Raw genomic sequence first — 13,706 nt, 5'->3', positions numbered from 1 at the left:
GCGTAGGGATCGCCGCAGCGCGTGCGGAAACGGCAGAGCCTCCCCGGCGACGTCGCCGGGGAGGCTCTGACCAGTGCGCGGCTATCTCTTCAGGCGCGGATCCTCCTGCACCTTCAGGGCGTTGAGGATCGGATCGCCCTCGCCCTTCTCCCGGGTGAACTGGATTGTCAGATCGCCACCGGGGTGCTCGACCGTGACCGTGTTCGCATCGACGGTCAGCGCGCCCACCTTCGCCTGCACGTCGTGGTCGTACAGCACGACCTTGCCGTCGGCGAGCACGTCGAAGGCGCGCTTGCCGGCCTTGACCTTCTCGAGCTCCGCGAAGTCGAGGCCGATCCGGTACGTGCCGGCGGGGGCGTTCTTGAACACGTAGCTGAACGTGTCGCCGGTCCGCTGGGTGCGGAACAGCGCGTCGTCCGTCGTACCGGCGATGTCGGCCTTGGTGGTGTGCGCCTTACCGCCCACGTAGCCCCACTGCCGCGAGCCGAGCGCCTGGTCGGGCGCCCAGAAGAAGCCCGAGGCGTCGACGTACCCGGACCCGCCCGCGTCGACGCCCTTCCAGTAGGCCGACGTCGCCAGGCGGACCGGCTTGAGCTGGCTCTCACCCTTGCCGGCGTTGGACGCCACGAGCACGTCCCCGACGAGTACGCCGGGCTTGATGCGGGCGTTGTCGGCCGTCACCGTGACCGTGGTCGACGTGCCGACCGCGAGCGTGACCGGGCCGGTCGCGGCCGGGCCCGTGAGGGTCAGCCACGGCAGGTCGGCGGCCTCGTGCCCACCGTCGTCGGTGCGCTTCTGCTCGCTGACCCGCACCTGAAGCGGCGCGGAACCGGTGTTGGTGACGGTCACGTCGGCCGTCGCCTGCTGGCCCTTGTCGAGGAGCCAGTCGAGGTCAGTTGCGGCGACGGTGGCGATGCCCGTGGTCAGCGCCGTGTCGACCACCTCGGCCTGGTCCTTCTTGGCGATGGTCACGGGGTGGCTGGCGGTGACGTAGTTCGGCGCCTCCACCTGCACCGTGTTTCCGCCGACCAGCGCCTGGGCCTTCCACCGGCCCTTCACGTCGGTGGTGATGACCCGTTCACCGGCCGGCCCCTTGAGCGTGACGATCGCGCCCTCGATCGGCTTGCCGTCGTTCCTGTCGGTGACCGTGCCCTCGATCGTGCCCGCGGCCGGGAGCGTGTACTCCAGGCCCAGGCCGGCCTTCAGGACGGGCTGGTTGAAGGAGTACTGGCCCGCGGGGTTGCGGTTCAGGCTCTCCACACCGACCGTCGCCGACGAACCCTTGGTGAGGGGGTTGTCGCCGCCGACGCCCTCGCCGTACCCGATCTGGATCCGTCCGTCGGCGATCAGGGTGACCGAGAAGCTCACCCGGGCGCTCGGGTCGGCGAAGAAGGTGACGTTGCGCCATTCGATGACCTGCGCCGCCACTCCGTCCACCTCGGTCGTGCCGAAGTAGATACCCGCCTCGTCGTCGACGACGAGGTCGTCCCAGAACGGGTAGATCGCGTCAATCGGGTACGGCGACGGCAGCGCCGTGTTGCTCCCCGACGTGGCGGCGCGGTCGAAGACGAGCGTGCCGTTCGTCGTGACGCACACGCCGTCCCAGGCCGTGTCGTAGAACGGCTGCAGGTAGTCGGAGCTGAACCACAACGGGCCACAGAGGTCGTCGCCCAGCCACCCGGACTCCTGGGTGCCCTGGCGGTAGAGCCCCTCGGTCACCTTCATCGAGTACGAGCGACCGGCGGGGGCCACCGGTACCGGGCCGGGGTCCGGCTGTTCGGGCTGGGGATCCGGCTCCGCCGCGTCCGCCCGCGGGTCGAGCGTCACCCGCAGCGCGGCGATGCTCGGGGCCTTCAGGCCCTTCGAGCCCCGCAGTTCCACCGTCAGCGGACCGCCGTCGTGCTGCACGACCGCGGTACGCCAGTCGGCGGTGTTCGATCCCACGGCGGCGGTCGGGTCGTACGCGTAGTTCGTCAGCGTCCCGTCCACGAGGACGTCGAACACCCGCTTGCCCTTCGGCGCCTTCTCGATCTCGGCGAAGCCGAAGTCGATCGCGTAGGTGCCCTTGGGCGCGTCCGGGAAGCGGTAGAACAACTGCTTCTCCGGCGTGGTGCGCTGCGACTGGAACAGGAGGTCGTCCGTCGTGCCGGCGATCCCGGCCTTCGTGGAGGTGACCTTCGTCTTGCCCTCGTAGCCCCACGACTTCTTGCTCGCCGGCTGGTCGGCGGACCACGTGTAGCCGGTGCCGTCGGTGACCTTCGCGCCGCCGGCGTTGACGCCGACCTGGTACTTCGTGGTCGTGAGCGTCACCGGCACGTACGTCTTGGACTGGCGTCCGGAGTCGGACCGCACGACGATGTTCGCGCCGAGAACGCCCGGCTTGGCGTCCTTCGACGAGATCGAGACCTGGACGGTCGTCGACTGACCCGGCGCGAGGGTGCCGCCGGTCGAGGAGAGCGACAGCCACGGCAGGTCGGTGAGCAGGTCGTCCTCGACGTCGACGAGGACGACGTCGTCGGCGATCTGGTCCGCCGCCCACAGCGCGCCGGTGGAGTCGGTCTCGAGGCCACCGCCCTGGCCCACCTTCTGGCCCGGGAACCACCACGCGTTCACCAGCGAGCAGTCGTCGGGGTCGACCTGCAACAGGCGGGTGGGCCGGTTCGAGGTGAGGTCGGTGTACCAGATGGTGTCGGACGCCTGGTTGTAGGCCAGGCCCATCACCTCGGGCAGCGGCGGCGTGCAGAAGGACAGCAGCGCGCCCGGGTTGTCGTGCGAGGTGCCGGCGACCGTCCCGATCATGCCGTTCGCCCGGCCACCGACGTAGAACACGTCCCGGGCCGGGTTGTAGGCGAGGCCGGTGAGCTGGAGCGTGGACCAGTCACCCTTGATCTGCCGCGTCTCCTTGCCGGTCTCCCGGCTGAAGCAGTGGATGTAGCTGGCCGGGCTGTCCTCCATCTGGCACATGTCACCGGTCTTGGTGTCGAGCGCCATGTCGAAAGCCCGGTACGCGGGGTTCCACGACGCGTCGAAGACCTTCGACGTCTTCTTGCCGGTCACCGTGTAGGCGGTGTTGGTCCGCGCGTTGTAGTCGTGGACCCAGACGTCGCCGTCGTACCCGATGCCGGAGGGCTCCTTCTCGGCGATCGTGCCGGGAATGGCGATCCGGGTGATGACGTCTCCGCCGGAGGTCGCGCCGACCCTGGCTGCCGCCTGGGCCTCCGCGAGGCTCGGCGTGGCGGGCTTGCCGTCGACGTTTGACGGCTTCATGCCGCTCGCGCCGGCCTTCCAGCCGGCGAGGTCGATCGTGCTTGCCGCGCCCACGCCGGTACGCGCGGTGGCGCCGGTGGCGTCGAGCTCGGGGTGCCGCGCGGCCTCGCCCAGGTCGTACATGAGCGGGGCGGAGCCGGTGTTGGTCAGCGTCAGCGAGCCGACGCCGTTCTGGTCGGTACCCAACAGCGTCTCGAGGCCGTCGGCCTTCAGACCGGCGACACCCGTGGTCAGACGCGCGTCGATCTTGGCCTGCGCGTAGAGCTTGTCGAGCGAGAACGGGTACGACCCGGTCGTGTAGTTCGGCGCCTCGACCGTCATGGTGTAGTCGCCCAGCGGAAGCTGGCGGTGCACGAGACCGGTTCCGTTGGTCGTGACGGCCTCGACGAGCCCGTCCTTGGTGCTGAAGGAGACCTTGGCGCCGGCCACCGGCAACCCGTCGTTCTTGTCCACGACGGTCGCGTCGAGGTACCCGAAGTCCGGCAGGTCGTAGGTGACGATCATCCCGTCGCGCAGCACCGGGGCGTGATCGGAGAACCGGATGCCGTCGACGCCGGCCCAGCCCTGGATGCCGGTGACGGCGTTCGCGCCGGCGGTCACCGGGTCGTCGGTTCCGACGCCGTCGCCGTACCCGAAGATCATCGTGCCCGAACGGGTGAAGGTGGCCGAGAAGTTGACCGGTTCGGTGTACTCCGAACGGGTCGGGTAGGCCCAGATTTTGGTGTTGCGGTACTCGACGACGAACGCGTCCTCACCGTTGACCTTGGTGGCGGCCGTGAAGACACCCCCGCCGGGGGCGAACTCGGCGGGGCTCTCCATGTAGAACGGGAAGGCGCCCGCGCCGCCGTAGCCGGGACCGGTGCTGCCGTCCGGGGCGATCACGCCACGCAGGCCGACGCCGAGGGTGTCGTGGCTGCCGTTGTACAGCGCGATCGGGAACGGCAGCTTCACCGTCGCCCACACACCGCTGCCGAAGGTGACCTGCTCGGTGCCGCGCAGGTACTCGCCCTCGGTGACGGCGCAGCTGTAGCCGCCCTTGTCGACGACGAGCCCGACCGGGATCTCGGGCGACTCGTTCTGTGCTCCCACGGTCAGCGGGAGCGTCTTCGGCGAGAAGCAGGAGTTGGGCGTGACGGCCAGCTTGTACGCGCCCTCGGGGACACCGGTGATCGTGAACGCGCCGTTGGCGTCCGTGCGTACCGGCTTCAGCGGCGTGTCCCGGATCGCGACGTCCGCGTTCGGCACGGGCCGCTTCCTGTCGTCCACGACCCGGCCGCCGATGTCGTGCTTCGCGGCGGCCGTGAGCGGCAGCGTGACGGAGGTGTCCTGGCCGAGGGTGACAGCGACGGTGGCGGTCGCGGTCAGGTACCCGAACACCCTGGTGGTGAGCTGGTAGTCGCCGACCGGCAGGTTCGTCGTGAAGCGGCCGTCCTTGTCGGTGCCGATCGACCGGCTGAACGGCCCGCTGATCGTCACCTCGGCGGCGGGGACCGGGGCGCCGTTGGCGGTCACGACACCGGTGAGGGTGCCACCCTCGCGGGGCGCGAGCTCGAGCAGGCGGACGAGGTCGAGCCGGCCCTCGCCGTACTTGTTGTTGAGCTCGGCGGTGCCGCCGCACTCGGTGTCGTCGACGTCGGTCGCCGACTCGGCGAGCAGGCGACGGGTCTCGTCGACCTGCCCGATCAGGGTCGGGTCGTAGCTCCAGAGCGCCGCGACCGCGCCGGCGACGTGCGGTGCCGCCATCGACGTACCGGCCATCTCGACGTAGCTGTTGTTCGGATAGGACGAGCGGACGTTGACACCCGGCGCGGAGATCTCGGGCTTGATCCGACCGCCCTCACCCGCGCCCTTGCGGGAGAACGCCGCGAGCGTGCCGTCCTCCGCGTAGGCGCCGACGGAGTAGGCGGTCGCCGCCGAGCCCGGCGAGGAGACCGTGTCACAGGCCGCGTACGGCACGGTGTTGCCCGACGACCAGGTGCTGAAGATGCCCGCGGCGGTCCAGGCCTCGTCGATGGCCTGGAAGAAGTCGTCGAAGTTGTGTTCGACGTCCTGGCCCCACGAGTTGTTGACGACGTGCGGGCGCTTGGACGGGTCGGGGTTGTTGCCCTCAAGGTCGGTCGGGGCGAGCAGCCACCAGCCGGAGCGCAGCAGCGACTCGACACCGGTCCTCTCGCAGCAGCCGTTCGTCGCGATCCACTGCGCGTCCGGGGCGACGCCGACGTGGTCGGTGCCGTCGACGCCGACCATGGTGCCCATGGTGTGCGTGCCGTGTCCATTGTCGTCGCACGGCGCGGCCGAGCACGATCCCCGGGTGGCCATCCAGTTGTAGTTGTGGTCGACGGTGCCGTCCGGCTTCGCGCCACGGTACTGACGCGACAGGGCGGGGTGGTCGAACTGGACGCCCGAGTCGAGGTTGGAGACGGTGATACCCGCGCCGGTGGCGCCCATGGCCCACGCCTGCGGGGCGTGGATGGCCTCGAGACCCCACGTGACGGTGTCGTCCGCGCCGGCCTTCGGGGCCGCGGGTCGGGCAGCCTGGTCAGCGGGGAGCTTCTGCTCCACGGGCTGTACCAGGGCGACCTGCGGCGTGGCGTGGATCTCGGCGACCTGCACCCGCGCGGCCACGTCGAGAGCGAGCTTCTCGGTGCCGCCCTTGACGAGTACGGCGTTGGCGATCGGGTAGGGGGTGTACTTGACCCCGGCCCGGTCGAGTTCGGTGGAGACGGAGGCCAGGGAGCTCTTCGACGCCGTGGCCAGTGCGTCGTAGACGAACTGACCACGGGCCGTCCAGTCGGCGATCTTCTTCGCCGGCCCGAGGTCGGGCTTCGTGTCGAACGTGATCCAGAAGTCGGAGGCCGGCTGCGTGCGGAAGCGGTCCTTCAGGGTCGGCGCGATCTTCCTGGCCGCCGTGCCGGGATCCGGCTCGGCGGCGGACGCCGGTATCGGCTGGAGCATGCTCAGGCCGACCGCTGCGGCCAGCGTTGCCGCGAGGGCTTTGAATCTCATCGGGGTCCTTCGCCTACAGGGGTTGGTAGGGGTCGTGGCTCTCGTGGTCGACGGCACCGTCGGCGTCGCGTACGTCGGAGGCGTCGCGCGGGGTGACGCGCGGTTCGCCGAGCCGCTCGGGTGGCGGCTGGTGTTCGAGGGCGGAGTCGTCAGGCACGACGGGACGCTCAGGCATTCATCGCCCATGGGCTATGGATCATGGACTCATGCTCGGTGAGCCGGGTGGCCTTAGCTATCCGGCGGATACGTCAAAATTCACGATGCGTTGTCGAGGGATTCGTCCTCGGCGAACACGCCGGCCTCCACCGCCTTGACCGCGAGCGCGGTCCGGCTGCTCACCTTCAGCTTGCGCATCGCCGCGCGTAGCTGCTGGTCCACCGTGGCCGGCGACTTGGCCAGGATCCGGCTGATCTCCCGGTTCGTCTTGCCCGCGACGACCAGTTGGACCACGTCGAGCTCGCGGGGTGAGAGCTGGTCCCCGTACCCGCGTCGGCCGCCGCGCCACAGTCGCGGGACCTCGGCGCCGTGTTCGCGAAGCCGCTGTGCGACACGGTCCGCGTCGCCGCGGGCGCCGAGCCGGAACAGCCGCTCGTACTGTGCCGCCAGCAGCTCGCCGCCCTGCTCGGTCCGGCCCTGCGCGATGATCGCTTCGGCTTGGCGCTCGCGGGCGCGCAGCGCGTCGTACGGACGCGGCAACGCGCTCCAGGCGCGCGCCGCGCGGTCGTACGCCGTCGCCGCGCGGGCGTGCTCCCCGGTCGCGGCGAGCAGCAGGGCACGACACACGGTGAGCGCGGCGCGTGGCGCGGGCGCCGTACGACCGCGCAGTCCCCTGGCGAACTGGTCGGTCAGGCGGGTCGCGGCCGTCAGGTCACCGGCGGCGAGGTGCGCCTCGATCCGGGCGGGGACGAGGTCGGTCGCCCAGACCCAGACGCCCTTTCGCCGGACGGTCTCCATCGGCTCGTTCGTGATTCGCAGGGCTCGGCCGCTGTTGCCGTCCGTCAGCCACAACCTGGCCAGCGCCGCGGCGGCCTCCATCGTGTCGTCGGCCGCGCCGAGACGGGCGGACTCCTCGAGGACGAGTCGGAACTGCTCCTCGGCGACCCGCCGCCGTCCGGCTGCGGCCGCCAGGCGGGCGGCGAGGCGAACGCTGCCCAGGTAGTGCGCCGGCCGGTCCCGGTCGGCCTCGGCGAGTGCCGCGCTCGTCTCCGCCAGGCCGTCCCACCGACCGGTGAGCCACGCCAGGTTGGCCTGTTCGAGTCGGACGTTGTGCTGCAACCGGGACGCCTGCTCGACCTCGGCGAGACTCATGGCCACGTCGAGGTGTTGCTCGGCGTCGGCGTACCGGCCCCAGATCAGCGCGCCGGTACCGACATTCGTGTGGATGCGGGCCACGTCGAGACGCTCTGCCGAGGTCGAGCCACCGAGGGGCAGGTCGGCGACGACCTCCCACGCCTCCTCCTCGCCCAGCATGAGCAACGCCGCGGCGCGGTTCCCGGCCAGGTTCAGCCTCTCGGCGGGGGAGTCGATCTGGGCGGTGAGATCGGCGGCGCGATCGAGCCATCGCCGATGGGTGGACGCCGGCCACGGTCCCGCGTAGGCCCAGCCGAGGTAGGTCATCGCCCGAGCCGCCTCGACCGGGTCGTGGTCGAGGTTGGCGACCGCCTGCTCCAGCTCGCGCAGGGCCGCCTGCGCCTCACCCCCGGTGATGAGAAGCCGACCCAGGGGGTTGCGGATCTCGGCCTGCTGCCGGGCGGAGAGGCCGGGGGTCTCCAGCACCGAGCGCAGGGTACGGATCACCCGGTGGTGGACCTGGTCGACCTCTTCCCGGCGGCCCAGGGCGGCGACTCCGGCGATACGGGCGACCCGCGCCCGGTCCACCGGCGGCAGCACGGCCCACGACAGCAGGTCGACAAGCAGGTCGACCGCCTTGGTGTGGTCGCCCGAGGCGATGGCCAACTCGGCGCCCTGTTCGGCGTACCGCGCCCAGGACGGGGTCTCGCCGGCCTCTCGGAAGTGGTGGGCGAGGCGCGCCACGGGCGGCGGGTGGAGGTGCTCCAGGGCGCGCCCGGCCAGCAGATGAACGTGTCTGCGGTCGGTCAGCGGAATCGACTCGTAGACCGCGGTGGCGGCCAGCACATGCCGGAAGCGCCACCTGCCGCGGTCGTCTCCGTCCAGGACACCGGCGTTGGCCGCCTCCGCGATGGCGGCCCGGCACGCGGCCGGCGACAGGCCCGCGGTCATCGCGATCGTCGCCGCCGAGGACCGTTCCGCCAACGTCGCCGCGGCGCGCAACGCCTGCTGCGCCGTGGGCGACAGGCGGCTCACCCGCTCCCGGGTGGAGTCGCGCACCGTCGGCGGCACCTGTAGCTCGCGCAGCTTCAGTCGGACCCACTGGCCGTCGCGGAAGACGAGATCGGCCCGATCGCACATGAGACGGACCGACTCTTCCAGGGCCAGCGGGACGCCGCCGGTCCGTTCGTGCATGAACGCCGTGAACTCCTGCGAGATCGGATTGCCGTCCAGCATGGAGGAGACCAGCGCCGCCGTGTCGTCGGGTCGCATGGGCGCGAGGGCGATCCTCAGCTGCGTCACGCCAGCGGGCAGCCGGGACGTCAGCCGTAGCAACAGCGATCCGTCGTCGACCTCCTCGGGCCGGTAGGAGATGACGAGGCTCGGACCGTCCGAGTGCTGTCGGGAGATGACGAACAGCAGGAACTCCAGCGTCACCTCGTCGGCCCAGTGCGCGTCCTCGAGGACGAGGACGTCGACCCGCAGCGCCCGCAGCAGCTCTTCCAGGGCGCGGAACAGTCGATGCCGGGCCGCCTTCGCGTCGTCCAGGGGCGGCAGCGCGGGCGGCAGGCTCGCGGACCATTCGGGGAACAGGGGCCGGAGCGCGCCCGCGAGCGCGGTGAGCCGCAGCCGCGACACCGGACTGTCGATCCCCCGGAACGCGTCGACGATCGGCCCCAACGTGAGCGACTCGCGCAGCGGTGGGCACACCGACACCAGGGCGGTGCGCCGGGCCGGGGCGGAGTGCCACTCGCGTAGCAGCCGGCTCTTGCCGATGCCCGCCTCGCCCTCCACCAGCACGATCGCCGGTGGCCGGGCCAGGGCGCCCCGCAGTGCCGCCAGCTCCCGGTCACGACCCACGAAGCGCGGGGTGGCGACGGTTGGCGCGATCCCGTCGTCCTCGTTTGAGGCGTCGAGCATGCGTGATGATCTCGCTTTTCGGCGCGTGGACACAAGACCATCGCCGCCGGTGGTCGCGGGCGACCTTGCGAAAATCATCTTAGTCATTAAGATAACGGCATGGGCATATCGACGGACTTCTCGGTGGCTATCGCCGGCGGCGGCCTCTCCGGTCTCTGCCTCGCCCAGTACCTGACGCGAGCCGGCATCGACGCGCACGTCTACGAGCGGGACCCCGGCCCCTTCGTCCGGCGGCAGGGCTACCGGATCATCCTCGACCGGTACGGGTTGGCGGCGTTGCGCGAGAGCCTGCCCCGTCCGCTGTACAACCTGGCGCTGGCCACCGGCGACGAGCCCGGCGGACACCTCCGCTTCACCGACAGCCGACTCCGGGACGCGTTCACCATCGCCTTCAAGGACGAGCCGTACGCGACCCGCCAGGTCGATCGGTTGACGCTGCGCTCGATCCTGCAGACCGGGCTCGACGGGCGGATCCACTACGGCAAGGAGGCCGTCGCGGTGGACAGCGGCGGCCCGGCCGGGCTGCGACTGCGGTTCTCCGACGGTGGGGCCGTCGCGGCGACCGTCGTCGTGGGCGCGGACGGCGTGGGCTCGGCACTGCGGGCGCAGCTCATGCCCGACGCGGCCCCGGCGAGCGCGCCGATGGCGGGCATCTACGGCCGGTCGCCCCTGCGCCGCAACGGGGAGAGCATGATCCCGGACGCGCTGCGCGACAGCGGCGTCCTGGCCATCGCCGATCGACCCGGCCTCGCCTTCTTCTTCACCTCCATGCGGTTCGGCGAGAGGCCACGGGAGGCGTTCGCGCGGCTGGCCCCGGGCAGCTACGCGCCCACCGGCGACGACTACGTGATGTGGGGACTGCTGCTACCGCAGGAGGAGGTGCCCATCGGCGTCCGCGGCGACCTGCTGGCGCTCTGGCGACTGGCCGCCGGGATGAGCACGGGCTTCCACCCGCTCATCCGACGGGTGGTCGCCACGGCGGAGTTGGACGCCACTGTGCTCAACCTCTTCGCCACCGGCCGACGCCCGCAGCGGTGGGCGGTGCCCCGGGCGACGATGATGGGCGACGCCGTACACGTCATGCCACCGTTCGGCGCCCATGGTGGTAACACCGCGCTCCGCGACGCGGCCCTGCTCGGCCGCCGGCTGCTCGAGGCTCGGGCGACCGGTCGGGCGGTGGAGGAGGCGATCGCCGCCTACCAGGACGAGATGGTGCCCTACGCCTTCCGCGCCGTCGACACCGCCGGCCGGCTGATGCGCCGTCTCACCGGGGGCGCGACCGCACCACACTGGGTGCTGACCCGCCTGTTACCTCGGCTGCACCGGGTGACCGTGCCGGAGGCATGATTGCGGCATGTCCCAGGTGCCGGCCCGCGCGTCCGCGATCGCCGACCTCATGCGCGCCGGGCGGGAGATGTCCCGGCTCTCCATGGTGTTCCGGTACGCCATCGCGGACCGGCTGGGCCTGACCGTGAGTGACCTGGAGTGCCTGGACTACCTGGCGGACGTCGGGTCCGCTACCGCGGGGCAGGTCGCCGAGCGGACCAACCTCACCACCGGAGCGGTGACCAGCATGTTGCGCCGGCTTCAGCAGGCGGGTTACGTGACGGCCGAGCGTGACCCGGCGGACCGGCGGCGGGTGATCGTCACCCTGCGCCCGGAGCGGATGGCCGAGTTGACGCGGCCGTACGAGCGGTTCGCCGAGGGGGCCGAACGACTCGTCGAGGGCTACAGCGTCGAGGAGGTCGCGCTGCTGGTCCGGCACTATGACCGCATGCAGGCGATGTACCTCGCCGAGTTGGACCGCCTCCGTGGTGGCGACACCGCGCAGCGGGCACGCGGTCAGGCCGGTGAACGGCCGTCGCTCTCCGGGTCCGCGGACGGCCGCGGGTAGCCGGGTGCGCGCTGCGGTCGATCGCAGCGCGCACCGTCGGTGTCCCGCCCGCACGGATGCGGACCGGTGACCTACCGCTCGGGAGCCGCCGTGACCTTGAGTTGCGTGACGAGCAGCAGAGTGTCGGCGTTGAGCCAGTAGTCGGTGATGAGGCCACGCCTGATGCGCAGCGTGTCCGTGCCGGTGAAGCGGACCCGGGTGCCGGGCGCGGCGGTCGCGCCGGGGAAGCCTCCGCCGTACGTGCCGTTGGCGACCCATCGCACGACCACGTGGTCACCGTCGATGATCGGGCCGACCTCGACGGTGAAGCGCAGGTCGGGGAAGGCGGACCGGATCTGGCCGACCAGGTCGGCCATGCCGTGCGGACCCTTGACGGCGCTGCCGTCGCCGCCGTCGAGCAGCGCGGCCCTCACCCGGACGTCCGGGGAGATGATGCGCTCGGCCTGTGTGTAGTCGCCGTTCCAGAGCTGAACCCAGGCGCGGGTCACCTGCCGCGCCTGACCGGCGGTGCCGTGCTCGTCGGGCTGCTGGTGGGCGAAGGCCGTGCCGCCGGCCAGAGCGGGTACGGCGCCGCTGGCGAGCGCCGAGCCGCCGATCAGGAGGGTGGCGATGGTGGCTGCGGGGAGATGCTTCACGGTGACTCCTCAGGTGGGTAACAGTCGTTCGCTTCCGTTACACCATATAACTGCAGTAACCTGATGTCAACGCGAAGGGGAGGTATGGCATGGCGGACCAGACCCGTACGGCCGGTGAGCAGTCGGCGGAGTCGCTTGTCGGGCCGCGCGAGCGCTATCGGCGGCAGGTGCAGGCCGAGGTACGCGCACACGCGTGGAAGCAACTCGCCGAGGCCGGCGCGGCGGGGCTGTCGCTCAAGGCCATCGCCAAGCAGATGGGGATGACCGCACCGGCTCTCTACCGGTACTTCGCCAGTCGCGACGACCTGCTCACCGAGTTGATCCTTGCCGCCTACCGCGACCTGGCACACGTGGTCGAGGCCGCGGCCGGCGCCGGCGCGACCCCACGCGACCGGCTGACCGCGATCGCCACGGTGATCCGTGACTGGGCCCGAAGCGATCCGCACCGCTACCTACTGCTGTACGGGACACCGGTGCCGGGCTACGCCGCTCCGGCCGAGGCCACCGAACTCGCCCGCCGCATCTTCGCCCCGGTGCGAGATGCCTTCGCGCACGCGGGTGAAGATCAGTCGATGCGCCGGTCGCTGACCTTCTGGACCCGAGTGCACGGGGTGATCAGCCTGGAGGTCGCCGGGCACTTCACCGGCATGCCGTTCGACCCGGCGGGCCTCTTCGCCGCCGAGGTCCGGTCCACGCTCAGCGACCTACCCTGAGGTGGGCCGCCTCCGCAGTGGCGACACCGGACGGCGGGGGCGCGGTCAGGTCGCGGAGGGCCGCGGGTAGCCGATCTCGTACGAGATCTGGTCGGCGGTCTCCAGCAGCAGCGGCAGATTGCTCCGCAGTTCGTCGAGGCTCGCGATGACCTCGATCGCGGTGATCGAGACGGCGGCGATGACCTGCCCTCGGGAATCCCTGATCGGTGCGGCCACGCACATCACGTAGGTGTCGTGCTCACCGTTGTCCACGGCCCAGCCGCGTTCCTGAATGGCGGCGAGTTCGGCGTCGAGCGCGCCGCGGTCGGCGAAGGTGGTGTCGGTGAACCTCTCGAAGACGACGTGCGAGAGCAGCCGTTCGCGATCCTCAGGGGGCAGGTACGCCAGGATGGTCTTGCCGACGGCGCTCGCGTAGATCGACACCGCGCGCCCGACCCGGGAGGGGAGCTTGACGGCGTCGAACGCCGGGCTGTCCACCTTGTCGATATAGATGATCTCGTCGCCGGTCTGCTGTGCGAGGTGCACGGTGTGGCCGGTCTCGCGTTGTAGCGCACGCAGGTGCGCGGCGGCCGGCTGGCGCAGGTCCATCGAGCCGAGCGCGAGGTCCGCCAGCTCGATCAGCCCGCTGCCGAGCACGTAGGCGCCCGCGCCGGTACGGCGCACGAAGCGCGCGGACTCCAGGGTGTGCAGAATCCGTAGGGCGGTCGACTTGTGCACGCCGAGCACGTCCGCGGCCTCCGTCAGGGACAGCGGACGTTCGGCCGATCGACGGATGAGGTCGATCGCGCGGCGGATCGATTGCGCCAAGGCTGTGTCTCCCCTCGCACGGCGCGGCGTCGCCGCTTCCGTTGCATCATGTGCAATGTAGATGACGCGATGCGCAACCGCCACTTGACAACGTTGCACATGTCGCTACGATCGTTGCAATTTATGAGCTTGACTCCGACTTGTAACGGTGGAGCGACGATGGGTAAGTGGTGC

At 70.9% G+C, this 13,706-nt stretch carries 8 protein-coding genes; 3 read left to right on the top strand and 5 right to left on the bottom strand.

Features of this window, described 5'->3' with window-relative positions:
• Positions 1 to 81: 81 nt before the first annotated feature.
• The 3 genes from ACQP03_RS20925 to ACQP03_RS20915 form a co-directional block, all read right to left on the bottom strand.
• Positions 82 to 6,273: a S8 family serine peptidase gene (locus ACQP03_RS20925; RefSeq protein ID WP_433458059.1), complete on the bottom strand. Its 6,192-nt coding sequence runs from the start codon at positions 6,271 to 6,273 to the stop codon at positions 82 to 84.
• A gap of 13 nt (positions 6,274 to 6,286) precedes the next feature.
• Entirely contained in the window at positions 6,287 to 6,430 is a 144-nt protein-coding gene (locus tag ACQP03_RS20920) for a hypothetical protein (RefSeq protein WP_433458057.1), read from the bottom strand.
• Positions 6,431 to 6,528: 98 nt separating this feature from the next.
• The gene (locus tag ACQP03_RS20915; protein ID WP_357169006.1) at positions 6,529 to 9,483 is read right to left on the bottom strand and encodes an ATP-binding protein; all 2,955 of its coding nucleotides are present in this window, start codon (positions 9,481 to 9,483) and stop codon (positions 6,529 to 6,531) included.
• A 99-nt stretch (positions 9,484 to 9,582) separates the two neighbouring features.
• Here ACQP03_RS20915 and ACQP03_RS20910 point away from each other — a divergent pair, with 99 nt between their 5' ends.
• Complete coding sequence (locus ACQP03_RS20910) at positions 9,583 to 10,830, top strand: FAD-dependent oxidoreductase (protein WP_357125094.1); 1,248 nt, start codon at positions 9,583 to 9,585, stop codon at positions 10,828 to 10,830.
• Between the two features lie 7 nt (positions 10,831 to 10,837).
• Positions 10,838 to 11,377, top strand: coding sequence for a MarR family winged helix-turn-helix transcriptional regulator (locus ACQP03_RS20905; protein ID WP_357169009.1), 540 nt, complete (start codon positions 10,838 to 10,840; stop codon positions 11,375 to 11,377).
• A gap of 71 nt (positions 11,378 to 11,448) precedes the next feature.
• Here ACQP03_RS20905 and ACQP03_RS20900 read toward each other — a convergent pair whose 3' ends face one another.
• The gene (locus ACQP03_RS20900) at positions 11,449 to 12,012 is read right to left on the bottom strand and encodes an ester cyclase (RefSeq protein ID WP_357125101.1); all 564 of its coding nucleotides are present in this window, start codon (positions 12,010 to 12,012) and stop codon (positions 11,449 to 11,451) included.
• Between the two features lie 89 nt (positions 12,013 to 12,101).
• On the opposite strand from ACQP03_RS20900, the gene ACQP03_RS20895 reads away from it, so the two are divergent.
• Entirely contained in the window at positions 12,102 to 12,725 is a 624-nt protein-coding gene (locus ACQP03_RS20895; RefSeq protein WP_357125104.1) for a TetR/AcrR family transcriptional regulator, read from the top strand.
• A gap of 45 nt (positions 12,726 to 12,770) precedes the next feature.
• Here ACQP03_RS20895 and ACQP03_RS20890 read toward each other — a convergent pair whose 3' ends face one another.
• Positions 12,771 to 13,616, bottom strand: coding sequence for an IclR family transcriptional regulator (locus tag ACQP03_RS20890; RefSeq protein WP_357125107.1), 846 nt, complete (start codon positions 13,614 to 13,616; stop codon positions 12,771 to 12,773).
• Positions 13,617 to 13,706 lie beyond the last annotated feature (90 nt).

The sequence above is a fragment of the Micromonospora sp. CA-248212 genome (genome assembly GCF_050948405.1).
GTDB lineage: Bacteria > Actinomycetota > Actinomycetes > Mycobacteriales > Micromonosporaceae > Micromonospora.
This window is presented reverse-complemented; position numbering and strand designations above follow the sequence as displayed.

Bases quoted from the DNA above. Each gene is read 5' to 3' on its own strand.
- ACQP03_RS20925 (WP_433458059.1), bottom strand. From the start codon at position 6,273: ATGAGATTCAAAGCCCTCGCGGCAACGCTGGCCGCAGCGGTCGGCCTG.
- ACQP03_RS20895 (WP_357125104.1), top strand. From the start codon at position 12,102: ATGGCGGACCAGACCCGTACGGCCGGTGAGCAGTCGGCGGAGTCGCTT.
- ACQP03_RS20910 (WP_357125094.1), top strand. From the start codon at position 9,583: ATGGGCATATCGACGGACTTCTCGGTGGCTATCGCCGGCGGCGGCCTC.
- ACQP03_RS20915 (WP_357169006.1), bottom strand. From the start codon at position 9,483: ATGCTCGACGCCTCAAACGAGGACGACGGGATCGCGCCAACCGTCGCC.
- ACQP03_RS20905 (WP_357169009.1), top strand. From the start codon at position 10,838: ATGTCCCAGGTGCCGGCCCGCGCGTCCGCGATCGCCGACCTCATGCGC.